General features: G+C 67.9%; 20 protein-coding genes and 4 pseudogenes. 12 read left to right on the forward strand and 12 right to left on the reverse strand.

Going from position 1 to position 24,356, the window contains the following annotated elements; translation table 11 throughout:
* Nucleotides 1-290: 290 nt before the first annotated feature.
* A complete protein-coding gene (locus AC6I72_RS32265; RefSeq protein WP_498004997.1) occupies nucleotides 291-1,142 on the reverse strand; it encodes an SDR family oxidoreductase in 852 nt (283 codons plus the stop codon).
* A gap of 120 nt (nucleotides 1,143-1,262) precedes the next feature.
* On the opposite strand from AC6I72_RS32265, the gene AC6I72_RS32270 reads away from it, so the two are divergent.
* Complete coding sequence (locus AC6I72_RS32270) at nucleotides 1,263-1,679, forward strand: winged helix-turn-helix transcriptional regulator (RefSeq protein ID WP_498004999.1); 417 nt, start codon at nucleotides 1,263-1,265, stop codon at nucleotides 1,677-1,679.
* Here AC6I72_RS32270 and AC6I72_RS32275 read toward each other — a convergent pair.
* Nucleotides 1,658-2,428: pseudogene (locus AC6I72_RS32275) on the reverse strand (protein kinase domain-containing protein); the annotation flags it as partial. The gene AC6I72_RS32270 and the pseudogene AC6I72_RS32275 overlap by 22 nt on opposite strands.
* A gap of 916 nt (nucleotides 2,429-3,344) precedes the next feature.
* Between AC6I72_RS32275 and AC6I72_RS32280 the strand changes: the two are divergent.
* The 3 genes from AC6I72_RS32280 (at nucleotide 3,345) to AC6I72_RS32290 (ending at nucleotide 5,213) form a co-directional block, all read left to right on the forward strand.
* Entirely contained in the window at nucleotides 3,345-3,620 is a 276-nt protein-coding gene (locus AC6I72_RS32280) for a hypothetical protein (RefSeq protein ID WP_498005000.1), read from the forward strand.
* A gap of 84 nt (nucleotides 3,621-3,704) precedes the next feature.
* The gene (locus AC6I72_RS32285; protein ID WP_498005001.1) at nucleotides 3,705-4,814 is read left to right on the forward strand and encodes an IS630 family transposase; all 1,110 of its coding nucleotides are present in this window, start codon (nucleotides 3,705-3,707) and stop codon (nucleotides 4,812-4,814) included.
* Nucleotides 4,815-5,090: 276 nt separating this feature from the next.
* The gene (locus AC6I72_RS32290; protein ID WP_498005002.1) at nucleotides 5,091-5,213 is read left to right on the forward strand and encodes a hypothetical protein; all 123 of its coding nucleotides are present in this window, start codon (nucleotides 5,091-5,093) and stop codon (nucleotides 5,211-5,213) included.
* A gap of 11 nt (nucleotides 5,214-5,224) precedes the next feature.
* Here AC6I72_RS32290 and AC6I72_RS32295 read toward each other — a convergent pair whose 3' ends face one another.
* From AC6I72_RS32295 to AC6I72_RS32305, 3 genes and pseudogenes are all read right to left on the reverse strand, one after another.
* A complete protein-coding gene (locus AC6I72_RS32295) occupies nucleotides 5,225-10,417 on the reverse strand; it encodes a hypothetical protein (RefSeq protein WP_498005003.1) in 5,193 nt (1,730 codons plus the stop codon).
* A 240-nt stretch (nucleotides 10,418-10,657) separates the two neighbouring features.
* Nucleotides 10,658-11,742 (reverse strand): IS630 family transposase gene (locus AC6I72_RS32300; RefSeq protein ID WP_498005004.1). Its coding sequence is split into 2 segments (ribosomal slippage): nucleotides 10,658-11,296 and nucleotides 11,299-11,742, totalling 1,083 coding nucleotides; the frame shifts between segments, so codons are not numbered across the junction.
* A gap of 163 nt (nucleotides 11,743-11,905) precedes the next feature.
* A pseudogene (locus AC6I72_RS32305) lies at nucleotides 11,906-12,076 on the reverse strand (integrase core domain-containing protein); the annotation flags it as partial.
* A 290-nt stretch (nucleotides 12,077-12,366) separates the two neighbouring features.
* On the opposite strand from AC6I72_RS32305, the pseudogene AC6I72_RS32310 reads away from it, so the two are divergent.
* A pseudogene (locus AC6I72_RS32310) lies at nucleotides 12,367-12,486 on the forward strand (transposase); the annotation flags it as partial.
* 124 nt (nucleotides 12,487-12,610) lie between these two features.
* Nucleotides 12,611-13,129, forward strand: coding sequence for a transposase (locus AC6I72_RS32315; RefSeq protein WP_498005005.1), 519 nt, complete (start codon nucleotides 12,611-12,613; stop codon nucleotides 13,127-13,129).
* Here the strand turns inward: AC6I72_RS32315 and AC6I72_RS32320 are convergent.
* Complete coding sequence (locus AC6I72_RS32320; protein WP_498005006.1) at nucleotides 13,101-13,424, reverse strand: hypothetical protein; 324 nt, start codon at nucleotides 13,422-13,424, stop codon at nucleotides 13,101-13,103. The two genes, AC6I72_RS32315 and AC6I72_RS32320, sit on opposite strands and share 29 nt — an antisense overlap.
* A gap of 327 nt (nucleotides 13,425-13,751) precedes the next feature.
* Here AC6I72_RS32320 and AC6I72_RS32325 point away from each other — a divergent pair, with 327 nt between their 5' ends.
* Nucleotides 13,752-15,356, forward strand: coding sequence for a DUF5722 domain-containing protein (locus AC6I72_RS32325; protein WP_498005007.1), 1,605 nt, complete (start codon nucleotides 13,752-13,754; stop codon nucleotides 15,354-15,356).
* 109 nt (nucleotides 15,357-15,465) lie between these two features.
* Here AC6I72_RS32325 and AC6I72_RS32330 read toward each other — a convergent pair whose 3' ends face one another.
* The 4 genes from AC6I72_RS32330 to AC6I72_RS32345 form a co-directional block, all read right to left on the reverse strand.
* The gene (locus AC6I72_RS32330; RefSeq protein WP_498005008.1) at nucleotides 15,466-15,804 is read right to left on the reverse strand and encodes a hypothetical protein; all 339 of its coding nucleotides are present in this window, start codon (nucleotides 15,802-15,804) and stop codon (nucleotides 15,466-15,468) included.
* Nucleotides 15,805-15,998: 194 nt separating this feature from the next.
* Nucleotides 15,999-17,209, reverse strand: a protein-coding gene (locus AC6I72_RS32335) for an IS3 family transposase (RefSeq protein WP_498005009.1) whose coding sequence is annotated in 2 segments (ribosomal slippage) — nucleotides 15,999-16,963 and nucleotides 16,963-17,209 — 1,212 coding nt in all. Because the reading frame shifts where the segments join, the coding sequence is not laid out codon by codon here.
* Between the two features lie 191 nt (nucleotides 17,210-17,400).
* On the reverse strand, nucleotides 17,401-18,093 hold the full coding sequence (locus tag AC6I72_RS32340; RefSeq protein ID WP_376366410.1) for a response regulator: 693 nt from the start codon (nucleotides 18,091-18,093) through the stop codon (nucleotides 17,401-17,403).
* The gene (locus AC6I72_RS32345; protein WP_498005010.1) at nucleotides 18,090-19,295 is read right to left on the reverse strand and encodes a sensor histidine kinase; all 1,206 of its coding nucleotides are present in this window, start codon (nucleotides 19,293-19,295) and stop codon (nucleotides 18,090-18,092) included. Before AC6I72_RS32345 ends, AC6I72_RS32340 begins: the two co-directional genes overlap by 4 nt.
* Before the next feature lie 133 nt (nucleotides 19,296-19,428).
* Between AC6I72_RS32345 and AC6I72_RS32350 the strand changes: the two genes are divergently transcribed.
* The 4 genes and pseudogenes from AC6I72_RS32350 (at nucleotide 19,429) to AC6I72_RS32365 (ending at nucleotide 22,417) form a co-directional block, all read left to right on the forward strand.
* A complete protein-coding gene (locus AC6I72_RS32350) occupies nucleotides 19,429-19,758 on the forward strand; it encodes a hypothetical protein (RefSeq protein ID WP_498005011.1) in 330 nt (109 codons plus the stop codon).
* Nucleotides 19,755-20,492: a hypothetical protein gene (locus AC6I72_RS32355; RefSeq protein ID WP_498005012.1), complete on the forward strand. Its 738-nt coding sequence runs from the start codon at nucleotides 19,755-19,757 to the stop codon at nucleotides 20,490-20,492. The genes AC6I72_RS32350 and AC6I72_RS32355 overlap by 4 nt, the downstream gene beginning before the upstream one ends.
* Before the next feature lie 293 nt (nucleotides 20,493-20,785).
* Nucleotides 20,786-20,965, forward strand: a pseudogene (locus AC6I72_RS32360) (IS5 family transposase); the annotation flags it as partial.
* A gap of 372 nt (nucleotides 20,966-21,337) precedes the next feature.
* Nucleotides 21,338-22,417, forward strand: a complete 1,080-nt coding sequence (locus AC6I72_RS32365; RefSeq protein WP_498005013.1) for a hypothetical protein — start codon at nucleotides 21,338-21,340, stop codon at nucleotides 22,415-22,417.
* Between the two features lie 190 nt (nucleotides 22,418-22,607).
* Here the strand turns inward: AC6I72_RS32365 and AC6I72_RS32370 are convergent, their stop codons facing one another.
* Nucleotides 22,608-23,537 carry a YihY/virulence factor BrkB family protein gene (locus AC6I72_RS32370; RefSeq protein ID WP_498005014.1) on the reverse strand — a complete coding sequence of 310 codons (930 nt, stop codon included), beginning with the start codon at nucleotides 23,535-23,537 and terminating at the stop codon, nucleotides 22,608-22,610.
* A 135-nt stretch (nucleotides 23,538-23,672) separates the two neighbouring features.
* Nucleotides 23,673-23,858 (reverse strand): CsbD family protein, encoded by a 186-nt coding sequence (locus AC6I72_RS32375; protein ID WP_498005016.1) that lies wholly within the window; start codon nucleotides 23,856-23,858, stop codon nucleotides 23,673-23,675.
* A gap of 235 nt (nucleotides 23,859-24,093) precedes the next feature.
* Here AC6I72_RS32375 and AC6I72_RS32380 point away from each other — a divergent pair, with 235 nt between their 5' ends.
* Nucleotides 24,094-24,285 (forward strand): hypothetical protein, encoded by a 192-nt coding sequence (locus AC6I72_RS32380; RefSeq protein ID WP_498005017.1) that lies wholly within the window; start codon nucleotides 24,094-24,096, stop codon nucleotides 24,283-24,285.
* The last annotated feature ends 71 nt before the right edge of the window (nucleotides 24,286-24,356 follow it).

Here is a 24,356-nt window from a genome sequence, read left to right on the forward strand (position 1 = left end):
ACTCGGCTACGGAGTCTTCCGCGGACCGCACGGGAACCGCCGGTCGGCGTCTTCCGGACGGACCGCCGTGAGGCGGCACCGGAACGGCGTTCGCCAGTGGCCGACGGCATGAGGCGGGGCATGTGACGACCTGTCCGGGGAGGGCTCACCACACCCCCGGCGCCTCCGGCGACGGCCTCACCCGGGCCTGTGCGATCGCCGTGCGGGTCCTGTTCGGCTACTCGTATAGGGGCGAAACGGGCGGCGCACGGAACGCGTCATGACTGCCCGCCGGGTCGCACGTCAATGATCTACTTGAACGCCGTTACGTGATCCGTGACGAAGGTTCGCAGGCTACGGGGATGGCGTCCGGTGAGGGTGGTGACGTCATCGGACAGCCACGCGGCATCTCCTTCAGCGATCAGCCCGAAGACCTGGGCGTTGGAGGCAGCGACCGGCCCGGGAAGCCCAGCTCGGACCATGGCCTCGCGATGCTGGTCGGGCGTGAGTCGGCGGTACTCGATCTCCTCGCCCAGGGCGCGGGTCAGCTCGGCGGCGACGTCCGCGTAGGTGACGAGTTCAGGCCCGGTCAGCAAGTAGGTGCGCCCTTCACGGCCCGCGGGGTCGGCTGCGACGGCCGCCGCGGCTGCGGACACGTCACGTGAATCGACCATGCCGAACTGGCCGTCGCCGGCAGACATCACGAATTCGTGTGTCTGCTTGATCATCGGAACCACGGAGAACAGGTTCTGCATGAGCAGGTTCGGGGCAAGCAGTGTGTATGTCAGGCCGCTCGCTGCGAGGTGAGCCTCGATGCGTGCGTGATCTCGGCGGCGGTCGACGGGAGAGTCGTCCGTCGCCTTGTGGTTCGTGATCTTGACGACGTGCTTCACAGCCCGGCGGACGGCACTGTCGATGGCCGCGATCTCCTGGGCGGGGACCGACGGGGTGATCAAGACAAGAGCGTCGACGCCTGCCATCGCGGTGTCGAGTGTGTCGGGCTGGTCGAAATCACCCACCGCGATCTCGACGCCGCTCCAACTACCGTCCTGCGGCGCACGCGCCGCGTCCCGCACCAGCGCCCTGACGGGGAGGCACCTGCTGTTCAGGAGCCGCACCGTCTCGGTACCGATCCTGCCTGTCGCTCCTGTCACCAAAATCATGGCGCCTCCGTCATCAGCATCAAAGGGGTGGTCCACGCCGCTACGCGGCACAGCCTCTCCAGCCTGCCCAGGTGCCGTATCGTTTGTGAAGTAGGCACCTCTTGGATATATAGGTACCTGATGGATACCGAATCGAAGATCACGTACTCCAAGGACTGCCCGTCGCGCACGGTTTTGAGTGTGCTGGCGAACAAGTGGTCGCTCTACGTTCTGGGCGTGCTGGGCCAGAACGACCGTCCGCTCCGTTTCACCGAACTGCGCCGACATGTCGGAGGCGTCACCCAGAAGTCCCTCACGCAGGCGCTCCGCACTCTCGAACGCGACGGCCTGATCAGCCGCACCGTCTACCCGACCGTCCCTCCACGGGTCGAGTACGCCCTCACGGGCCTCGGCCACGAAGCGGAGGCACTCACCACAGCCATCGCAGACTGGTCCAGGGCAAACGCAGCCCGCGTGCATGCAGCACGCGGTGCCTACGACGCTCGTACGGGACAGACAGGAGAGGCCGCTGTCACTCAGCGAGTCCGCGGTGGTTGACCAGGCTGGTGACGATCGCGCGATCGCGGTGAAGGCGGGGAAGCGCTCGGCCTTGCGTTCGTGGCGTCGGGGCGGTCGCCCGCTGCCTGCCAGTCAGGACATGGTGCGCTCGACCACCCAGCGGGTTCATCGGGGATCACGCGAGGCAGCCGGGCCGCACCCGGGGCTGCGACCACTCGGGCGATCAACCGCGCCTGGTCGTCCTCGTCGCAGGCGCGGGCGGCGTGCTCCGCGGCGGCCAGTGCCCCGATCGCCCGGCGTCTGCGCCGGGCGTCCGGCGGGGCGACGGCCGGGGGCTGCGTGGGGGTGACGAGTGTGGGCGCGCGGGCGGCACCGCCCACGGACACCGCCTCCAGCAGCTTTTCGGCCTCTTGAACCGTCGCCCTCCGGTTCGGATCCTTCACCGGCAGCCGGGCGATGAGTTGCGTGAGAGCTCCCGCACGCTGCGGCTCGGGCGGATCGTCGAACAGGACGGCGCTCAGCGCATCACCCGCCGTTTCCCGGCGGAACGGTGAGAGGCACTCGACGGCCTGATAGAGCGTCACCCCGAGTGAAAACAGATCACTGACCGGACCGCCGCCTCCACGCACGCGTTCCGGCGCGATGTACTCCACGGAGCCGATCAGTAGTCCGGTGCCGGTCAGCGCGGAGTCGTCGTGATGGACCGCGATGCCGAAATCCGTGAGCAGAATCCGTCCATCCTCGGTGAGCATGACGTTGGCGGGCTTGACATCGCGGTGCTGGATGCCCGCGGCGTGGGCCGCCTGTCCTGACCACGCACACGTCGAAGCGAAGAATTGCTCTCATGACCGAACTGGGCCTCGCCAGCACTGCTGAGCAGCCGCCGATACCAACGGGACGACTCGGGGCCTGTTGTCTCCCAGCCCGTCAGCTTCGCGGAGGAGGCGGCCGAACAGCGCGAAAGCCTGTCCGAGGAGCTTGATGACGCTCGCGTCACCATCACCATCACCGGCACTGAAGCGCTGGCGAGCGCGGCCCTGCTGGAGGAGTTCGCCGCCCATCTGCGGCACGACCTCGCACAAGGAACAGTTGCTCCGGACGCTGAGGAACTCGCACAGGTCACCGCCGACCTCGCCGAGCGCATGGCCCAAGCCTGTGGGCTCACCGACTGATGTGCACACTCGCTCTCTCCACAGCACGGGCGGGCCACAGGGGCGGCGTCACCGTCGACAGCCTCTACCGAACCCGGAGCGGTTCAACCAGGGCGAGAAGTGGCGGCCCGGAGCGACGTACAACTTCATCACCAGGTCCTGGGACACCCCGTTCGACCGGGCGCCGCTCGGCCCGAACCTGTTCGCCAACCTGCCCGACTGGGGCATCGTCCAGGACGAGAAGGCCGACAACGGCTGGGAGTCCTCCCGCTTTCTGTTCCTCGGCTGGCTGTGGGGCGGCGGTTACCCGCTCGGTGACCACCAGAGCTTCCTGGCGGTGACGCGTTCACGGCGATCTTGGCGGTCGATCCGACGGTCTCCGAGATGTGGCAGACGCTTGTGGGCCAGGCCCGCGACAAGGGGATGAAGGCGCCCTTCGCCGAGGAGGCCGCCCCGCTGGTCTACCAGGACAAGGGGCCCGACCCCGGCAGCCCGTGGTACCACTTCAACTCACTACGCGGAGCGGCGAACGACGTTCTCGGTGTGCTGACCAATGGCCGGTCTGGGCACGGAGTACCAGGCGGACGCCTTCCTCGGCAGCTACAGCGGCACCGCTCAGATCAAATCGATCAACAAGAAGGACAAGTCCGTCACGCTGAGTTTCCACGTGACGAACATGTCCGACTGGCGGTCCGCGACCCATGTCATTCCACGGTCATGGAATCCCTCCTTCACGGACACCTTCGGTGCCGCCGTGAAGGAGGACTTCTCATGGGAGGAGAAATGGCCGATCAGTTCATGCGGGACTTACTCGGAGTGGCTCGAATAGCCGAGGCCCATCAGGGGCCGGGGCCCGAACCTTGGGTTCTAGTGTCCTGAGTCGTTAGTTCGCTTGCGGTTGTAGGGTGGGGTGATGCCTGGCCCGAAGCCGTTGCCGCTGGAACTGTCCGATCACGAACGCCGAGTGCTGCGAGGCTGGTTGCGCAAGCAGACCGCCTCTCAGGCGCTGGTGCTGCGGTCGAGGATCGTGCTGGCGTGCGCGGAGGGCCTGTCGAACGCGCAGGTCGCGGATGACCTGCGTGTCTCGAGGGAGACGGTGCGCAAGTGGCGGTCCCGGTTCGCCACGGACCGGCTGGAAGGTCTGGTGGACCGGCCGCGTCCGGGAGCCCCGCGGAAGATCACGGACGAGCAGGTCGAAGCCCTGGTCGCCAGGACGCTCGGCCAGGCGCCGCCGACGGGTGATTCGCACTGGTCGACGCGCTCGATGGCCGGGGCAGCGGGCATGTCGCAGTCGGCCGTCTCGCGGATCTGGCGGGCGTTCGGCCTCAAGCCGCACATCGTGGAGACGTGGAAGCTGTCGACCGACCCGCAGTTCGTGACCAAGGTCCGTGACGTGGTGGGTATTTACCTTTCTCCGCCGGAGAACGCCCTGGTCCTCGCGGTGGACGAGAAGTCGCAGATACAGGCCCTGGACCGAACTCAACCGGTGCTGCCGATGGCACCAACCACGCCGGCGAAGATGACCCACGACTACGTCCGGCACGGCACGACCAGCCTGTTCGCCGCCCTGGACATCGTCTCCGGCTCGGTCATCGCCCAGTACTACCGCCGCCACCGCCACCAGGAGTTCCTCCGCTTCCTGAAGGTCATCGACGCCGCCGTCCCCAAGAACCTCGAACTCCACCTGATCCTGGACAACTACGCCACCCACAAGACCGAACCGGTCAAGAAGTGGCTGCTCCGACACCCCCGCTTCCACCTGCACTTCACCCCCACCTCGACGTCCTGGCTCAACCTCGTCGAACGCTGGCTCGCCGAGCTGACCTGCCGCAAACTCCGCCGCTCGGCCCACCGAAGCGTCGTCGAACTCGAACGGGACATCCGCGGCTGGATCAACGAGTGGAACAAGAACCCCAAGCCGTTCGTCCGGACGAAGACCGCCGACGACATCCTCGACACCCTCGCCGCATACTGCACACCAATTAACGACTCAGGACACTACCTCACACGATCACGCCACTGACCAGCAGCAACCAGAACCCGCGCCGTGGCCGCTCACCGGCTCCCTTACCACGCACCATTCCATCGACAACAAACCCAAGATCAATCCCACACACCCGCGAAACCCCAGCTCAACACCCCGAACAACCAAACCGAACACCCGCTGCCAGGCCGAACCCCGGCCCACCGCAACACACCGACCAAGCCCCAAATCCCAAACCAAAAAGGGAACACCAGGTCACAACAACCCAACCACCACAGAACCAACAGCTCCGTAACACGGGACCGGCGACTGCGCGTGGGCTTCATCGGCCCCGACGGCCGCGCCGCCTGCGTCGTCGAGCACGACCTGCACCTGGGGGGCGCCCTGGTCGGGCGCACCGCCCCCATCCATGTCCGCAAGCCGTCCACATACTGCTGACCAGCAGCTATTCAGGATGAAAGGGGCTCGCTGGCGGGCGTGCCCATGAGGGTGGAATAGACACCCTCAGCCGTTGCGGAATGCTCTTCCGTCACCCCATGGGTCTGCGACGTGTCGCCCTCTCTGTTGGGAAGCGGGTGGGGGGAGGGTTCGGTCGCCGTATCCGGCTGCGTTTTATTGTCGTGTGTTTCGAGCGCTTTGAGCAGTTTAGTCAGATAGGAAGGATTTCTTTCTAGACGGGTGATGTAGTTGAGAAGGGCGTCTTGCAGCACGTTCTGGTTTTTGGCTTCAAGGCCCTTCGTGAATTCTGTTCGGTGGACCTGGGTGTCAAAATTTCCCTGAGCGGTGCCGCTACGTACTTCTGAGATATAGTCTGCGGCGTCCGTGAGCGTTTCCCAGTTTGGGGAGGCTGACAGATGGATGCCCGGGTGGCGCAACAAGAGGGCTTGTTCTTGAGGGCTGAGTGCCTCTTCGTCTCTGGCGGTGAAGATCGCGTTCACCCCGTTGTATAGAGAGTTGGCCATAGCGGAGGTTTGCGGGGGAACGTCCGGCGCATGGCTGTGAGTGCTTTCCGTGTCTGAAGGCCCAGCTGCACCGCTACTGGGACCAGCGACGGGGGCCCGGCGGGCTGCTGCGATATCGTTCGCGATGTCCAGAGCCAGTGCCCAGTCTAATTCTCCCTGGGTGAGGTTCTGGTAGTTGGCAATTGTGCCTTCTTCTTGCACATTAAGTGGCGCTTGCCCTTCAATTTCCAAGGCCACGTTCACCATTTGCAGCAGTTCCTCATGCTGCGTCTGGTCAGGCTGTCGGGATGGCCCGCTCGTGTGTGAGGGGCCAGCCACGCTGCCGGGTTCTGGCACAGAGACGTTCCGCGCAATTGCGACATTCTCTGCCATGTTGCGAGCAAGATCCCAGTCGTGGGTAATCTGGGAAATGGCGGGATGGGTGCGTATTGTCTCCGCCTCTTCCATACTCAGTTGATCGTGCCCGAATTCCATCAGGGCGAGATCTACCATCAGGAGCAGACCTTCGTGAGGTGCGCTGGCTGCTGACTGTAGTGCAGAAAGATCATTGGCGTCGAATTCGAAGATGTCACGCAGCATCTCCCCCAGATGGTCCGCGCTTTGTTCTCGCATAGGGTCGCCCACTGACCGTTCTCTCGATCCCCCAGCCGAACCGGGCACTGCGGACACAGACCGCCTGAAGTCATGCTGAGGCGTACCGCCGACCGGACTGGAGTCGAGGTTTACGTGTTCCTGCACGGCCATGGAACCGCTGGACGTCAGGTGGATGTCGACAGAGACCATCTGTAGCGGGCCAGCGGGGGCCCTGCTGGGGTCGGCGGTGGGTTGTTCTGGGGCGCTCAGGACGACGAAAGGTCCGGACGAATTTCGAACCGCGCCGGGAATTCGCGAGGAGGAAGCATGTGCGGAAGTATTGGTTCCGCGATTCGCCTGCCACACATTATGAGCGTCCGAGATCCTGTGCGCGGTGGCTTCATCTATTTTGCGCGTAGGGTACTTCTCTTTGTAGAAATACGCCTCACCCGAAGAGCTGTTCGGTGCGTTTCTTTTTACTATCTCAACTCCACCGCTTCTGAATGCCTCGATCACTTCCGGTTGGATTGTCCGATAGCCAACTCTCCTGAAATGACCGGTCCAGTCGGCGAAGGCCCGTACTTCTGCCGGCAGTCGTTTCCTGGCGATACTGCTCATGAAAGATGGGATGTGACCGCGGTTCTTCGGGTCCCCGAACCATGCGCGAATCTCGTGAGCGAGGCGGAAGCCCTCGTCGTTCGCTCCCGCGTCTGCCCTCGACGCGCCGCTACTTGTGGGCAGAGCCAGGTTGTGAGGGTCTGGGCGGGATCCGTCAGGGGTGGGCGGAGGTGGAGAACCGAAAAGGCTGTCGTGATCGTTGTCTCGGTTCGAGCTGCCCGCCCCGTACTGATGATTAGAGGCAGGATCTATAAGTGCCCGCACCGTGGAAGAACTGCTCGTGCCCGCATCTTGGCTCAGGACTTTCCCTGAAAGGTCCACGAAAAGGACACGCGCCTCCACTGGTGGCATCTGCGGCACATCGTCTGTGAGGCTGCGATGCTGTGGGGCGGTCATGTCGACCCAGAGGACACGGGGAGGGCTCTCCGACCCTTCTGCAGCGAGAGAGTAAGCCGCCCAGGCGTGTCCCACCCCGTAAAGACGACGATTGAGAATAAAAGCTGTGCTCCCCGGGTTGCTTTTCAGCATTTCTGCTACCGGCAGCCAGGAATCAACTTGTCGCCAATCCGGTCCTACAGCCAGCGGGCTTTCTTGAGGGCGGATTCCGAGCACAGAATCATCCACTGTGGTCGAAGTTCTAACCCCATGCGGAAAGATTTGGTTCCTCAGCTCGTGGAGAAGGGTCAGACAATCCTGCACAGTCAAGTCATGCGGTGACTGAGTAGCATACGATTCGAGAAGGGAATCTTCGCCACCAGTTGCCGACCGCTTATCCTGAAACGCCTCAGAAGCACGGCGAACAGCATTCTCCACCTCATCGAGGCTAAGCGGCCGACGCGGTGCTCGGAAAGGCTCACCCCCAGCGCGCTCACCGTGCCGATCAACGTCGGCTTCAGGCAGACGACTCGTAATGCCGCGTTGCGTCAGATCGGCGTCGACATCGGCGAACTGACGCCATCCCCCGCCAGACGCGCCGGTGAACCGCTCGTCTGCGGTCTGATGATCGGCGAGCCTTCCGTCTCTCGGACCGGTTCCTCGTTCCGAATCGAGCTGCGGCTCTGTAGGAAGAGGCCCGCCGCCAGCGCGGGTGGCAGCACCCGTCTCACTGCTGAGCGGTGCCGATTCTGTGACAGTAACCACTGCCTGTCCGCCAGATATCGCAGGGCCCGACGGCACGCCTTGTCTGCCTGGTGCGGGAGCAACTTGGGCGGTAGCGAGTGGAACATGCTCCGGCGCTGCCGTCGTGGGCATCCCTGTGGGCGTGTGCCTGTCCGTCGTAGTTGCCAGGTGGGTCGCACTGGATGAGGTCGTATGAGGGGCGGTGGGAGCGGTGTCGAGGACGGTTCTGATGTGGTCGCGGAAGGTGGTGAGGTGGGTGGCGGTCTGGGGCCAGTCGCGGCGGGCCACGGCTTGGTCGGCGTCGGCGAGGAGGCGGCGTTGTTCGGTGGGGGGGATGCCGGCTTGGACGGCGAGTTGTCCCAGGTGCTGTATGGCCTGGAAGGCGGCTGCGGGGCGTTCGAGGAGGAGGCGTGCGCGGTCGGTGTCGTCGGTGTCGTGCAGGGTGAGTTCCGTGGGTGCCTGCCAGCGGTGCAGCTCCTCTCGGAGCCGGGTGCGCTCCGTGCTTGCGGGTGCCGGGCGGGTGGTGGACTCGGTGGCGAGACGGGGGGCGGGGGTGAGCGGGGTGGGCCGGCCGTCCGTGGCCCGCTCTGCTCCGGGTGCTGCGTGGCCGGTGATGAGGCGTTCAGGGAGGGTGAGGCGGACCTGGCCCGAGCGGGGGAAGTGAGTGTCCGGGGACCAGGGCGTGTATGCCGGGGCTTTTGTGCCGGTGGTGGGCAGGAGGCTTGTGGGGGGCAGGGTGGTTTCGCCGGGGCGGGGGGTGGTCCGGTAGGAGGGTGCCGGGGTCGGCGTGCGTCCGGCGCTGTCGTCGGGCGGTGTCCCGCCGTTGCCGCCGGGTCCGTGCCCGCCCGCCTTGTTGACCAGGGTGAGGTCGGGGCCGGTGAGGGGGAGTTTGTGGTGGGGGAGGTCGAAGCCGAGGCGGCCTTTGATCCAGTGACCCAGCTTGACGGCGCCGATGTGTCCGATGCCGCTGCCCAGAGCGGCACCGGCGCCGCCGGCGGTGGTCATCCAGGACGTGGTGAACCTGCCCTGCTCGTCGAGATTGAAGAAACCCTCGGACAGGTTCATCGCCCCAGCCTGCAGGCCGGCTTCGGGGAAGGCACGCGCGAACTTCATCCACGACGGTGACGGCAGCGCCGCAGCGAGGTCGTGGGAGAGCGCGCCGCGCAGCCCACCCATCCCCGACGGCATCCAGTGCAGCGTGTCCTCCAGCTCCCGCCCCAGCACCCTGGAGCCGCGCCCGGCATGCGCCATGAAGGTGTCGGCCCACACGCGGCCCGCCTCCCCGGCCTGCCGCCAGCCCAGGCGCTGACCGAAGGCCCGCGCGAACTGGTCACCCACCGCATCGCGGAACGACTGCCGCGCCCCGCGTCCCACCACCCCGTTCTGCAGATGGACGGCCATGGGGACGGTCAGACGACCGATCTCACGTCCGAACCAGTTGCCGCTGAGCAGTTCGCGGTTGAGCGGGTCGTTCCACAACCCCCGCATCGCGTTCCGGTCGAACGTCTTCCCTCCGCCCAGCAGCGCCTTCTCCCCGCCAAGGGCGGCCTTGCCACCGCTGGGCAGGACGCTCCCGCTGCCGGGCAGGGCGGTCTTGGTGGTGGGAGCGGGGCCGTGGAGGCTCTCACCGATGATGCTCCGGATGTCCTTGACGGACTTCGGGCCGAAGAAGGGCAGTTTCCCGATGCCCTTGCCGATCGGCCCCATCGCGAAGGGCACCAGGGAGGACACGGCACCCTGGATCGCGCCGAACTTCAGGGACTGGTTGCGGTACTCGTTCCCGTGCGCGGTGTGCTTGCCTTGCGTGGCCAGCACCCACCGCGTGAACCCGTCCAGCGCCGCCGCCAGCACCACGTTCATCGTCACGATCGACGCGGTCTGCGCCGCCACCCGTGCCAGGAACTGCGTCAGCTCGGTGGTGAACAGCTCCCGGAAGAACGTGTCCAGCGCGAGTTTCTCGAATGCCGCCTGGACCGGGTTAAAAACCTCCAGGATGGCGATGACCGCGAGTTCGGCGAAGAACAGGATCACCTGTTCCACGATCATCATGTTCGTGTACTCGAGCTGGTAGGCGTACTCGTTGCCGGCGTCCGCCAGCTGCAGCGCGGTGTCCTTCAGCCCTTTGACGTAGTCCGCGCCGTCCCCCGACGCGAACCCCGCCATCGCACGGATGTACGCGTCGATGGCCTCCCCGTCCGCTCCCGAGGCGGTGGCACCGGCCACATCCGCGACCGCCCCCTCCAGACCTGTCAGGAAACGCACCAGCCCCAGATGCGGATCCACGACCTCCGCCCGGACCCGCTCGGGCGAACCCTCGGGCACCGTCATCCCCGTCAACGCGACAACAATGCCGTTGACCACAGGATCCACAGCCACCGAAACCACCCACAAACCAGCGTGTGCCGACACAACGGACAGCCACCGTTTCGTTCGATGGCGGAACGGGAGCCTCCGTGGGTCATACGTTGCTACTGTCTGGTAGGTTCGCGCTACCGGGTGAGGTTGTGAAGCTTCCCCTTCATGGGGTGCGGTGCATGGCGGGCCGGCTGCTGTCGAACAGCACGGCTAGAGATTCCGCGGCCAGGGCGACTCGCAGGTGAAGGACGGCCGTTACTGAGCTTGTTGGCGTGGTGTCGTCAGGGTGAGGCCGGTTTCGGCGAGGCATCCGTCGATGAGGTTGCTGCGGTACTGGATCTGGCGGAGGCCATGCCGGAGGGTGCGTATCAGGTGGTCTGGGTCGGTGAAGGCGGTGTTGGCCTGGCTGGTGCGTCGTAGCAGTGACCAGAGGCCCTCGACCGGGTTGAGGTCGGGGGCGTAGGCCGGCAGGAAGTAGCAGGTGATCCAGTCGTGAGCGTCGATGAACGCTCTCAGCCGGGCGTCCTTGTGGACGTTCAGGTTGTCCCAGACGAGCACGATGGGGGCACCGAGCTGCTGGTGGGCGGCGATGAGCAGGTCGCGGTAATCGGTCCAGGTGAAACTGCGTCTGCCGCCCCGCTTGTGATCGACGTGCCGCTTGGGCCGGTAGATCAGGCGTGAGCGTTCGCCCGGCTTGTAGCAGGCCAGGGCCGCGATGGAGAAGCGGCGCTGGGAGCGTCCCCGCACGCGGATGAGGGGTGTGTGACCGCGCTGGGCCCAGGTTCGCGTGGTGGGCGGCGTCATCGAGAAGCCGGCTTCGTCTTCGAAGCACAGCCAGGCCCCGAGCGCCGCCGCGGTGTTTCCACGTGGGGCCAGGTCTCCTTCACCCAGCCTGTGACGGCTTCTTCGTTGCGCTCCACAGCGCGGCGGGCGGGGACCTGGTGGCTGAAGCCGTGCCGGTGCAGCATCTTCGCGATGGCCGAGAGGGACATGCTCTTGTGGAACCGGCGCCCGATCAGCGTCTTGATCCGCGTCAGCGTCCAGATCTGGTCCGGCCAGCCGTGTGCGACCGGGCCCCTGGCCAGCTCCTGCTCCAGTACCGCGAACAGCTGCTCGCTCAGTTTGGGCAGCGACACCGGACCCATCGAGCGAAGACCGCCCGCGCCTGCGTCCTGCCAGGCCAGGCGCCACCGCTGAACGGAGCGCACGCTCACCCGTAAGTCCTTGGCGACCTCGGCGTTGGAGGCGCCGGCGCCGAACCGTTCGGCGGCCTCCATCCGGATCCGCTCACGAAACGCCTGCCGTTCAGGCGTCAGCCCACCACCCTGCGGATACCTCATACAACCGGCATACCGCGACGATCACACCCCGTCAGCCCCAACGACAACACGCCAACAAACTCAGTAGGACCTGGTTCCGGAAGGTGAGCCGGGGCGGGTGGCCGCGCTTGGCGTCGCCGTCGACGGCCAACTGAGGCTCAACCTCGGGAGTGAACACCGGGTTTCATGCGACGAGTGACAGCGTATGTGACGAAATCAGTTGTCGTTCGAACTCGGCCGGTGAGAGGTAGCCGAGGGCGGAGTGGCGGCGGCGCCGGTTGTAGTAGGCGAGCCAGCGGAACAACTCCAGGCGTCTCTGAGAAGCCATCCGCTTACCGATCAACGGGCTTGTCCAGTCGAACAGGGGTCCTGATCGGGTGATCGTGGCGTGGTCCGCGTATGAAAGGAGGGCCTCTTGGTAGTTCGGGGGTGCGACCCCATCCGAACGGTTCCAGGAGGCCCTGTTGCTGCAGTCTTTCGCGCCCGTGTCCGTGGAGTCCAACTCGTCGTCACGGACGTGTGACTGCCTCGCTCACAGGTTCGGGAATGCGGCGGATGGCCCCGCAGCGAATCCCACGCTATGGCTCGGACATGACGGAGACGGAATGGCAGGTCGTGAGGGCATCTCTGCCGATCCCGGCCTGGATGGAGGGGAGGGGCGGCCGGCCGGAGCGTTACTGCCACCGCGTGATACTCGACGCGGTCCGCTACGTCGTCGACAACGGAGTGAAGTGGGCCAACCTGCCTGCGGACTTCCCGCCGTATCGGCGTGTGCACGCCTTCGCCCGCCGCTGGCAGGTGACGGGTCTGCTCGCGGAGCTGCACGACCGGCTGCGTGACCGGGGTTCGGAACAAGGAGGGCCGTTCACCGGATCCGAGTGCGGCAATCGTGGACTCGCAGTCCCTGCGGGCGGCAGCGACCGTCCCCACCAAGACGTCCGGCTGGGACGGCGGGAAGAAAGTCGCGGGGCGCAAGCGGCACCTGGTGGTCGACTGCCTCGGCCTGGTCCTGGCCGTCACGGTGACCGCGGCAAGTGTCCAGGACCGGGACGCTGCGGTGCCCCTGCTGGAACGGCTGCGCAAGCTGCACTTCTCCGTCCGGCTCGTCTGGGCGGACGGCGGCTATTCGGGCCGGCTCGTCGACTGGGTAGCCGAGAACCTGCGGCTCACTCTCGACATCGTCAAACGCTCCGACGACACCACGGGCTTCGTGGTGCTGCCGCGCAGGTGGGTGGTGGAGAGAACGCTGAGCTGGTTGATGCGCTCGCGTCGTCTGGTGCGCAACTACGAGACGCTGCCGGTCATGCACGAGGCCATGGTGCTGTGGTCGATGACCATGCTGATGAGCAGCCGCCTGGCCGGACGCCGCTCGGGCGCCTTCAGTCGGCCGGCGCCGCGAGCGCGGTGAACACTCCCGGCCGCACCTGCACCGCCCATCCCCGTTCCACCAGGCGTTTCACCTTCGACCGCACCCCCTCGACCTTCGCCGGGACCGCCTGAAGGCCCAGGGCCGCTGCCAGCTGCTTGCAGCGCATGCCCTCCCCCGCCGCCTCCGACGCCAGCACGGACATGATCCGCTGGTAGTCCGGCGCGAGGGCCGACGCCGTCATGCCGTCGGCCCGATGCGGCACCACGGCGCCTGCCACCGCACTTCGCACCGGATCCGCGACCGCGGAGGGCGGCTCGGCCAGTACCTCGGCCACCGTTACACGGGCATCCACCAGCCGCTGAAGTGCGTGTTCGGCCTCACCCAGCGCGGCCTAAAGCCGCTCGGCCTCCTCACGCAGCCGCGCAACGTCTTCGCGGACCTTCTTCTCCTGGGCCTCCAGCAGACCGAGCACCGACGGCACCAGCCACCTCCACAAGCGAGACGAACGGACGAACCACGCCTCCCGCCGTCAGCCGAAGTTGCTGACCACGCCCTGATCCGGCCCGCCCGCACTCGCTCCCCGGCCGGGACCCGTCCCGCACCCGGACCGTCGCTGCATGTGTCCGACACCGACCGCCCGTCGTAGGGCAAGGAGACCGCGATGAGACGTGGGGCACCCGCCCGGTGGACCTGGCCGGCCGTTCTGTGCGCGCTCGTCCTGCTGCTCGCCCCGGGCACCGGGGCGGCGGCGGCCGAGCCGCACTCCCCTCCGGCACCGCTCGCCTACCCCGAGCGGGGTGACTACCGGATCAAGGCCGTCCAGCCCGACGACTGGCCGGACAAGGACGAGATCGCGGGCAACAACACCGGCGGCGTCGCCGTGAACCTGGTCTGGGCGCAGTGGCAGCCCACCGTGCAGTCCGTGCCGTGCTCGGCCGGCCAACAGCAGTACGACGGGCAGTGCTTCACCGTGCCCGCGCACCTGGACGCCGACATCCGCGACTGGACCGAGCGCGGTCTCGTCGTCACCGGCGTCGTCTACGGAACACCGGCCTGGGCCCGGACCGGCAGGACGTGTGTGCCCTCCGCCCCGGGCATGGAGATCTTCTGCGCCCCGGACCGCGCGAGCGACTACGCCCGCTTCGCCGGCATGCTCGCCCAGCGGTACGACGGACTGCACGGTCACGGCCGGGTCGCCGACTTCGTCATCGGCAACGAGGTCAACACCAACACCTGGTTCAACATCGGCTGTGGCCACGGCACTCCGTGCGGCACCACCGCGTGGCTCGACGAGATCGCCGCCCTCTACGACACGGCCTACGACCGGGTCACCGGCGAACAGCCCACCGCCCGCACCTATCTGTCGCTCGACCACTCCTTCGGCAGCGCGCTGGACGCCCCCGCCGCTACGGAACCCGTCCTGTCCGGCATGACCGTGCTGCGCGGCCTGGCCGCCCGCGCCGGAACCCGCCGCTGGCGGGTGGCCATGCACCCCTATCCACGTGACCTGCGCAGTCCGGTGTTCGGTCCGGACGACACGCCGTACGTGACGTACGGCACGCTCGGCCATCTCGTGGGCTGGCTGCGCCAGAACTTCCCGGCGAACACCGAGGCCTGGTCGGACGTGCAGCTGACCGAGAGCGGCATCACCTCGACGGGATCCTCCTCGCCGGAGCGGCAGGCGCAGGCCGTGTGCGAATCCTTCCGGGACGTGCTCGGCACGCCCGGCATCACCAACTACGTCTACCACCGCATGCTCGACAATCCCACGGAGACCGCTGCCGGACTCGCCCTCGGGCTGCGCGCCCCCGACGGCAGCGCGAAGCCCGCGTGGCGGACCTGGGCCCTGGCCAACCGCGCCGACCTGACGCCCGCGCAGTTGTCCTGCGGCTTCGAGGACCTGCCGTACACGCGTCTGGTCCGCGCCCACTCCCCGACCCGCGGCCACTGGGCCTCGACCCGCGGGCTGCCCGCCGGGTTCACCGCCGAGAACGCCTGGCGGCTGCTGCGCCACGAGGCGTTCGGGACCCGTCCGCTCTTCGAGTGCCGGGTCGGCGGCCACGACATGGTCAGCACGGAGCCGGGCTGCGAGGGCCAGGAGCCGCTCGGCCCGCTCGGCTTCGCCGCGACCGCTGCCGCGCCGGGCACCGTCGCCCTCTACCGGTGCCAGATCCCGTCCACCGGGGACCACTTCGTCTCCGAGCAGCCCACGTGTGATGAGGGCCAGCGGACCGAGGGCCTGCTCGGGTACGCCTGGCGGACCTGAGAACGGGACGGCGGCCCGGCGGCTGGAACCGGCGCCGGCGAGGGCAGGCTGACGTGCTATCAGGGCGGCGTCAGCGCCTTCCGCCGGTCCTGATCCCGTACCCGATCCTCTACCAGGGGCGGACCGGCTGCCGGTGGGCCTGCCTTCCGCACGACCTGCCGCCGAAGAGCGCGGCGTACCCCTGCTTCGCCGCCTGGCCCGATGACGGACCGACCAGGTCTTCCATGAACTTCTGCGTTGCCAGGTCCCTGAACGCGCCCGCCCGTCGGAGGACCAGACCCTGGTGGTGCTGGATACCCCCGAGTGTCCAGGTGGCTGCCCGGGCCCCCGGCCTCCACGACTGCGACGACCCGGCCGAACGGTGCCAGGCCGCACGCGCGGCCTGGCCGTGGACGTCCGCGGCCGGGTCGTCGCAGTCGTCGTCCTCGCCGCGGACACCCACGGCCACCGCGGGCAGCATCCTGCTGGATCAGGAAAGCCCGGGGCCCGAGGTTTCACTCCCCTCCCGAAGCGCTGGGCGGTCGAAGGGACCTACGGCTGGCTCATGCTCCACCGCCGCCTCGCCCGCGACTGCGAAACCCTGCCCACCCGATCCGAAGTCGTGATCCACTGAGGTTGATCCTCGGGAGTGGACACCGGGTTTCATGCGACGCGTGACAGCGTACGTGACGTGATCAGTTGCTGTTCGAACTCGGCTGGTGTGAGGTAGCCGAGCGCGGAGTGCCGACGGCGTCGGTTGTAGTACGACAGCCAGCGGAACAACTCCAGCCGAGTCTGTGCCTTCGAGGTCCAGCGGCGGCCATGGAGCAATTCGCGCTTGAGGCCCTGGAAGAACGACTCGGCGAGGGCATTGTCATAGCTTGAGCCGACCCGGCCCATGCTGCGGCAGATGCCGTGCCGGCCGCAGACCTCGGCGAAGGCGGCCGCGCTGTATTGGGCGCCCCTGTCGGTGTGGAAAACGACGCCGTGGACCCGGCCGCCGCGGGTGGCCACAGCCATTTCGATCGCGTCGGTGACCAGGGAGGTGCGCATGTGGTCGGCGATCGACCAGCCCACCACCTTTCTCGAGCAGATGTCGATCACCGTGGCGAGGTAGAGCCACGTCGTACCGACGGCTATGTACGTGATGTCGCCGCACCACCTGGTGTTCAGCGTGTCCGCGGTGAAGTCGCGCATCACCAGGTCGGGCGCGGGTGGCGCGGTCCTGTCCGCGATCGTCGTCCGCTTCTTCTTGCGTAGGTGTCGGCCGACGATGTGGTTGATCCGCATCAGCCGGGTGACGCGCTTGCGGTTGATCCTGCGTCCTCTCGCACGCAGTTCAGCATGGACGCGCGGGGCGCCGTAGGCACCCTGGTGTTCGGCGTGGATGGCGCGGATCTCGCTCACGGTCCGCTTCTCCTCGGCCTGGCGTTCGGTGCGGGCCTGCTCAGTGGCCAGGTGCTGGTAGTAGCCAGCGCGGGACGCTCCAAGCACCCGGCAGATCCGCTTGACGCCGAAGTCGGCGCGGTTGTCGGAGATGAAGTCCCAGCGGCGGGGTCTCACTTCACCTCCCGGGCGAAATAGGCCGCTGCCCGGCGCAGGATCTCGCGCTCCAGCTGCCACTCCTTCTCCGCCTTCAGTAGCCGGGCGTTCTCCGCTCGCAACCGGGCCAGCTCCTCGGCCGCGCTCACGCTGCCGTCGCGGCCCTCGGGCACGGCCTGGGCGTCGTCCTTGCGCACCCACGTCCGAAGCGACTCCGCTGTGATGCCGAGATCCGCGGCCACCGCCGCGTACGTCCGCTTGCCGGCCGCGGCGCGGTAGAGCGCGACAGCGTCCTTCCTGAACTCCTCCGGATACGGAGACTTGCGTCCCACCCGGGCATCCCTCCCTGGATCATCAAGATCCATTGTCAGGGTGTCCACTCCAAAGGATCAGCCTCACCACCTCGCCATGACCGACCTCATGGCTCGCCGCCTCACCAGCGAGAGCACCATCTCCTGGCACGACCCGACACCACAGACCGAATAGCCGCTTCCGGGATAAAACATCGGGCGAAAACGACCTCTCAGGAGTTCTGCTGCGCTCGGAAGACCATGAGTGCCAGCTGGACGCGGTTGTCCAAGCCGGTCTTGGTGAGTGCGCGGGAGATGTGCGTCTTGACTGTGCCTTCGCTCATGAAGAGTGCCTTCGCGATGGTCGCGTTGGAGGCGCCTTCAGCGACAGCCTCGGCGACGGCGCGCTCCCGATCGGTGAGCGCCTCCAGTGCCTGCTGGGCTTTGGCGCTGGTGGAGTCCTCGGCTGTGCGAGTGTGGCGTGCCACGAGTTGGCGGGTGATCGTTGCCGAGAACGCGGATTCGCCCGATGCGGCAAGGTGGATCGCGTGGCAGAGCTCTTGTGGCGCGACATCCTTGAGCAGATATCCGCTCGCGCCGGCCTGCAACGCGTCGAGGACGTGTGTGTCCAGGTGGAAGGTGGTCAGCATCAGCACCGCGACCGACGGCACCGCCGCTCGGACACGGCGGGTGGCCTCGACGCCGTTCATCTCCGGCATCTGCAGGTCCATCAGCACGACATCGGGACGGTGCCGCGTGGCCGCGACGACGGCCTCGGCTCCGCCGGATGCCTCGGCGACGATCGTGATGGTGGGGTCCACCGACAGGACCATCGACAGCCCGGCGCGGACCATCGCGTCGTCGTCGACGATGAGCACCGACGTGGGTGCGCCGGGGGCGCTGCTGGAACGTGGAGAGCTGGTCATCGCAGGGGCACTCGCGCAGTCAGCCGGAACTCGTGGGTGTTCTCACCGCGGTCGACGACCTCGTGTTCGACTACGCCTCCCACGGTGGCGATCCGTTCGACGAGACCGCTCAGGCCGGCGCCCGTTCCGGGCAGCGCTGACTCGGTTTCTTCGACCGGGTTGGTGATCGTGACGAGGGCATCGCTGCCCTCGCGGCGGACATTCACCGTCACCAGTGCGCCGGGGGCGTGCTTGCGCGCGTTGGTCAGCCCCTCTTGCACGACGCGGTACACGTGCTCGGCGCTCGGAAAATCCCGCAGCGCGGCTGTGCTGCCGGTGCTGCCGCTGTTGCCGGGCAGATCAAGGTGCGCGACGATCAACTGACCGGCTTGTCTGGCTTCGTCGATCAGTCCCGCAACGGTGTGCTCGTGCTCGGCAGTTTGCGGTGTCACGACGGTGCCGTCGCGCAGCATCCCGATCACCGTGCGCAACTCGTCGAGCGCACTGATCGCGGTCGTGCGAATCGTCGCGGCTGTCGTGCCGACATTCTTGGCGTTGTCCCCGGCGACCGCGAGCCCGCCGGCATACAGCGCGATCAGCGAGATGTAGTGCGCGACCGAGTCGTGCATGTCCCGGGCGATTCTGGCGCGCTCGGCCATCTGGATCTGTTCCGCACGCTGCTCCCGCTCGCGCTCGATACGGGCCGCTCTGTCCCGGTAGACCGCGACCAGGTCCTGCTGCTTCTGCTGCAGTGCGCCCCAGGCCACGACGGCGAGTGCGATCGCGGTGTTGACCACCACGGTGAGGCTCAGCGCGGAGTTGGCCGGATACAGCAGCCAGAAGACCAGGGCGCCGGCGATGTCGGCCAACGCCACCACGAACGCCTGCTCGATGCCCCGGCTGCGTGCCACGGCGAACAGGGCCACGTAGTTGGCCACGCCGGCGGTGGCGCAGAACGCCCCGGCGACCGCCAGCACCAGGCCGACCACGACCGGAGCACGGTAACGGACCAGCAGGACGAGACTCGCGGCGGCGCCCACGGAGATGTCAAGGACGCGCCACCCGCCTCCCGGGCGTTGCTCGAGGACCAGGAACAGCATGGCGAGTCCACCGGTGAACGAGGAGAGAACGAGCAACGCCGACCGGCCGCGCTCGATCCACGGCCCTCGACGCACCGGTATCTCGTCGTTGCGACCGCCGACGGCGGCGAGGGGAGGAGACATCACCGAACCACCCTAGACCGGCGGCCTCGACGAGGCAGTCAACGAAAGTCGTAGAAACTGTCGGCCGTTCGTGGACGGGACCGGTCCGATCGGCAGACGTCCGGCACATCGGCCGGCCGACATGGTGGAGGACATGAACACCACACGTCCTCGCCGACACCTGATGACGCTGCTCGGGCTCGACCCGACCGATCAGCGCTCCACGACCCGGATCCGCTTCGCCGTCACCACGGTGACCGCCTTCGCGACCGCCGTCCAGACCATCGTCTGGTTGCTGATGGGCATCTTCCGCACTGACCTCGACGGTCCGTGGTGGCTGTGGACGCCCGGCAGCGCCCTTCTCATCAACGCTGCACTGCTGTCCGTGGACCACGTCCGCGACCAGTGGCTACGCACCGGTTCATCGCACCGCCTCCAGACCGGACACCTCCGTACCGACGACGTCACCCGGGAGTCACTGTGACCACGCCATCGCCCACGCAGAACCTGTCTGCCTCGTCTCGTCACGCAGCCGACGCATCGGACCTGTCCACCACCACCTTCGCCGGCCGGGCGGGGATGGCAGTGGGTGCCCTCTCGGTGCCGATGGTGGCCTTGTACTTCGTCTACTCCGGACCACCTCCGGAGTGGAACGTCCTGACGCGTAGCCTGCTGACGCTGGTGATCATGGCTGTGCTGACGGCGTTCGGGGTCGCTCTGGCGCGTCTGCTTCCCAGGGACGACACGGGCCGGCGCGCCATCGTCGGTCAGCTCACCATCGTGTCGCTGCTCACCTACGTCGCGGTGATCCTCTTCGCCACCTCGCTGGAGGCCGGTACTCCCTTGGCCTTCCCGGATCGGGGGATGGACCCGACCACGGACGGCCCTCTGGCGGCCGCCATGGCACTGGCTCACGGTCCGATCGCACACCTGTGGATCGCGATGTTCTTCCTCGGGTTCGCCCGTGCCGCGCAGCGGTTCACGGCAGCCGCGTCACCGGTGGTGCCACGGTGGACCCTGCGCGGTTCCATCGTCGTCGGAGTCATCAACCTGCTGGCCATCCCGTCGCTCTACTTCGGCATGGACGCCACCCACTTCTACGCCGTCAACGGGTGGGGTGCGGATGCCCTCGTCGGTCTGATCACTCTCGTCTGGGTCGGCTTCACCGGTCTGGGCATCCACCGGGCCAACAAGAAGCGGGCACGCCCGCTGACTTGACGGGCCGGGCTGACCTCCGCCTGGCACGAACCGCCCGCGAGACAGAACCCCCGGTGTGTTCCGGAGAGGCCTTGGAGCCCTTCCTCTCACCGGGGGTCCTCGCCGTCTCCGTGTTGGCCCTGTGGCGGCTGAGAGCCCATCTCGTTCGGTTGGCGTGGTCCTGCTCCTGCTCCTGCTCCTGCTCCTGCTGCCGATGAAATCACCGGACTTGAGGCCCCCTTCGCCGTGGCGCTGCCGGGCAGATACCGAGCAGGCGTCCGGCTTGCGCGGGCGAGGACGTCAGCGCACGCGCACCAGGGACCAGGGGTTTCACCCCGATCCCGAAGCGGTGGGCGGTCGAGCGCACCTACGGCTGGCTCATGCTCCACCGCCGCCCGGCCCGCGACTACGAGACCCTGCCTGTCCGCTCCGAAGCCACGATCCGCCTCGCCATGACCGACCTCATGGCCCGCCGCCTCACCGGCGAGAACACCATCTCCCCTCCCCCGCCTGACGCCGGCACCCGGCGACCCAATCCGCTGCGTGTGCCCAGGGAGGCACAGCTGATCCCCTGCGAGCGGGACCGGAAGCAACCGGACCTCCTGAAGACCGCCGGCTGATCACCGCGTCACACAGGCCCTGGCAGCTCCTACCGCAACGGCTTCCCGGCCCGCGGCCGGGAAGCCGTTGGGCCCACCGCCCCCGTTCCGGAGGCCTGCCGGTCAAGCGGAATCGGTGACATCCCTTGTGACGATCGGGGTTTCGGAGGGAATGCGGGGCCGCGGCGAGGGTAGTCCGATGCGGCCATGGACCGTGACACGGGCGGTGCCCGACCAGTGACTGCGCCCGTTCTTGAAGGGAAACCGATGCGAAGACGACTTCGTCACGCTCGCCTGCTGCTGACGCTCGCGGCCTTGCTGGGCCTGTCGCTCGGCGCCGCGCCCGCGACGCAGGCCGCAGCGGACGAGGAGGGCACCGCCCTTCCGGTGGCGTACCACTGCGATCTCGCGGTGGACCCGCTGCACAAACACGTACTCATCTCCGACTACGTCACGGGCACCGTCCTGGTGGCCGACTACGAGGGCCGCCTGGTCCGCACCATCGACAACCTCCCGGGGGTGTGCGATCTGGAGTTGTCCGCCGACTACCGCACCCTCTACGCTCCGCTCGCCCGGGGCGACGCGATCAGCGTCATCGACACCGGTACCGGAAGGCAGCGCGCACGCTACGCCACCGGTGCCGGCACCGCTCCCTTCCACGCTGCGCTGAGCGGCCGCACGCTCTTCTTCGGTTACGGAGAACAATGGGAGGCGAGCATCGGCTCGCTCACCCTCGGCACCTCCACCCCGACAGTGCGTCTGGGACTCATCCCCGAAGGAGAGTTCAGCGGTGCGCCGCTGCTGGCGACCTCTCCCGCAGCGCCTGACACCCTCGTCGCCGGGGACCAGAACACCTCTCCGGGCCGGCTCTCCGTGTACGACGTCTCCGGCGGGACCCCCGTGCTGCACGAGACGGTGAGCGGTCCCGGCGGCAGCTCCGACTTCAGCGACATGGCCATCAGTCCGGACGGCGGGACGCTGCTGACCGCGTCCGGGGCGCCCTACCACCACCCGTCGTTCCGGTTGCCGGACCTGGCCGAGAGCCACACGTATCCCAGTACGTCGTACCCGGTCGCCGTCGCGGTCTCCGCACAGGGTGACGTCGCGGCCGGCGTGGACAGCATCGAACCCGATCCGGACGTCTACCTGTACCGGGCCGGTGCCGACTCCCCCTATCGCACCGTGTCCCTCGCCCCCGCCACCGGGTTCGACGCGGGCTCCCTGCGGCCCCGCGGCCTGGCGTGGACGCCGGACGGGACCCGGCTGTTCGCGATCAGTGAGCACAACGACGAGGAGAACCTGCGCCTCGTCGTCGTCCCGTCGGCGAACCGGCCGGCGACCGGCTGAGTCCGCAGGAGGCCCTGCCGAGGCGCCACAGCGGCGTCCGGCAGGGCTTCGGCCCGGGGCGCCGGCGCGGGAGGGCGGAGGCGGTGCACGCGATCGCGCCCCAGCCGCCCGCACCGCGGCGCGGGCGGACAGCGGCACGCCCGTCGCGGCGGTGCGAACCCGCCGTGAGGACCCGGCGCACACGGACGCATCAGGCGGGTCGGCCACCGGGCGGCTCGGGGGCAAGAGTGCTGCCGCCTTCCCGCCCCCGGGGCAGGCCCGGGCCCGGGCCGGTGTCGTCGCCGGTACGTGCCAGCTCGGCGTTGAACTGGGCGCCCGTCAGGAGCGCGAGGTTGGACAGCCACAGCCAGACGAGGAAGACCACCACGCCCGCCAGGGAACCGTACAGGCGGTGATAGGTGCTCACATGCGAGGCGTAGACGGCGAATCCCAGTGAGACGCAGAGCAGGAGCACGATCGCCAGGGCGCCGCCCGGTGCCATCCTCCGCACGGGACGCGAGGGGGCCGGACCCGAACGGTAGAGCACCAGGACCAGTGCGACCGCCACCGCTGCCAGGACGGGCCAGCGCAGGGCGTCCCACGCGACCTGGGGCACGGCACCCAGGTTCAGCGCGCGGCCCAGACGTCGGGCGACGCTGCCGCTCACCAGCAGCGCGAGCGTGGTGGTCAGGAGGAGGGAGATCAGCACGAGCGCGGTGAGGACGATGCGCGGGGCGGTCCGCCACACCGGCCGGTCGGCGTCGGCCCGGTGCATGGCGTGCAGGGCCCGGCGGAAGACACTCAGATAGCTGCAACTCGACCACAGGGCCCCGGCCGCGCCGAAGACGACCAGCACCCAGGCTGCGGAGGATTGCCCCGCCATCTGCTGCAGAGCGCTGCGCAGCAACTCGCGGGAGGTGGCGGGGACGGCCTGCGTCACCCGGTCGATCACCTCGGGCCGGGCCGTCGGCACGGTCAGCCCGAGAACCGAGAGGAGCACCAGCAGCACGGGGAACAGAGCGAGCACCGCGTAGTAGGTCAATGCGGCAGCCCAGTCCGTGATGTCGTCGTTCCAGATGGCCACTGGTGTGCGGCGCAACGCCGCCCGCCACCCGTCCGCCCGGCCGTCAGCACTCCGCATGATCCACATGCTCCCACTGTCCGTCGTTCCGGCGCCCTTGGCCGGCAGCACCGTCGCGGCCGCGAGGCGTTCACCGAGCGCGAAGGCGGGTCCGGCTCGTTGCCGCAACCCGCCTTCAGGGTTCCGCTGAGGAGATCAGTCCTTGAGGAGGTCCCTCACCGCGTCCTTGGCCTTCTCGCCGGCCTGCTTGGCGTCGCTCTCGACCTGGTCGGCCCTGCCCTCCGCCTCCAGCCGCTCATTGCCGACCGCCTTGCCGAGCCCCTCCTTCGCCTTGCCCTTGACCTTGTCGCCCGTGTTGCCGGCCTTGTCCGAAGTGCTCATCGAGACTGTCCTCCCGAACCTGTGGGGGTGGTGCCCCCGCCGTTTACCCGCCCTACGTCGGGTGATGCATCCGGCACTGCCCGCGGCACGCCTCTGTGGGCTTTCCTGGTACAGCGCTCGCCGGGAGCTGTGACGACGTCGGGGAGTACGGGCCTTCGGTCCGCGAGGTCCTCGTGGCCGGGGCGGACCCCCACCACGGCATCCGTCGGCGCGACCGCGCCGGACAGGTGGCCCTGTGCCCGGCCCTCGCCCCGACCGCCGGTTCCTCCGAGCCACCACCGCGACCGCCCGCGCCTGTCTGACCGACCGGGGCTCCATTGCCCCTGGACTGCGCGCCGATCTCGTCCTCGTCGACGGTGACCCGCTCACCGGCATCCACGCCACCCGCACCATCCACCGCGTCCGGGGCGCGGGCACGGAGCAGTGACCTGATTTTGAACGGAGCGCTCCGCTCCGATAGCGAGGGACAGCGTCCGGCGCACCTCCCGGCACGGGGCG

This window comes from Streptomyces sp. Xyl84, assembly GCF_059731885.1.

Excerpts from the sequence above, each read along its gene's own strand:
- AC6I72_RS32285 (WP_498005001.1), top strand. The coding sequence starts at position 3,705 with ATGCCTGGCCCGAAGCCGTTGCCGCTGGAACTGTCCGATCACGAACGC.
- AC6I72_RS32270 (WP_498004999.1), top strand. The coding sequence starts at position 1,263 with ATGGATACCGAATCGAAGATCACGTACTCCAAGGACTGCCCGTCGCGC.
- AC6I72_RS32340 (WP_376366410.1), bottom strand. The coding sequence starts at position 18,093 with ATGACCAGCTCTCCACGTTCCAGCAGCGCCCCCGGCGCACCCACGTCG.
- AC6I72_RS32345 (WP_498005010.1), bottom strand. The coding sequence starts at position 19,295 with ATGTCTCCTCCCCTCGCCGCCGTCGGCGGTCGCAACGACGAGATACCG.
- AC6I72_RS32350 (WP_498005011.1), top strand. The coding sequence starts at position 19,429 with ATGAACACCACACGTCCTCGCCGACACCTGATGACGCTGCTCGGGCTC.
- AC6I72_RS32365 (WP_498005013.1), top strand. The coding sequence starts at position 21,338 with ATGCGAAGACGACTTCGTCACGCTCGCCTGCTGCTGACGCTCGCGGCC.
- AC6I72_RS32375 (WP_498005016.1), bottom strand. The coding sequence starts at position 23,858 with ATGAGCACTTCGGACAAGGCCGGCAACACGGGCGACAAGGTCAAGGGC.
- AC6I72_RS32325 (WP_498005007.1), top strand. The coding sequence starts at position 13,752 with ATGAGACGTGGGGCACCCGCCCGGTGGACCTGGCCGGCCGTTCTGTGC.
- AC6I72_RS32265 (WP_498004997.1), bottom strand. The coding sequence starts at position 1,142 with ATGATTTTGGTGACAGGAGCGACAGGCAGGATCGGTACCGAGACGGTG.
- AC6I72_RS32370 (WP_498005014.1), bottom strand. The coding sequence starts at position 23,537 with ATGCGGAGTGCTGACGGCCGGGCGGACGGGTGGCGGGCGGCGTTGCGC.
- AC6I72_RS32280 (WP_498005000.1), top strand. The coding sequence starts at position 3,345 with ATGGCCGGTCTGGGCACGGAGTACCAGGCGGACGCCTTCCTCGGCAGC.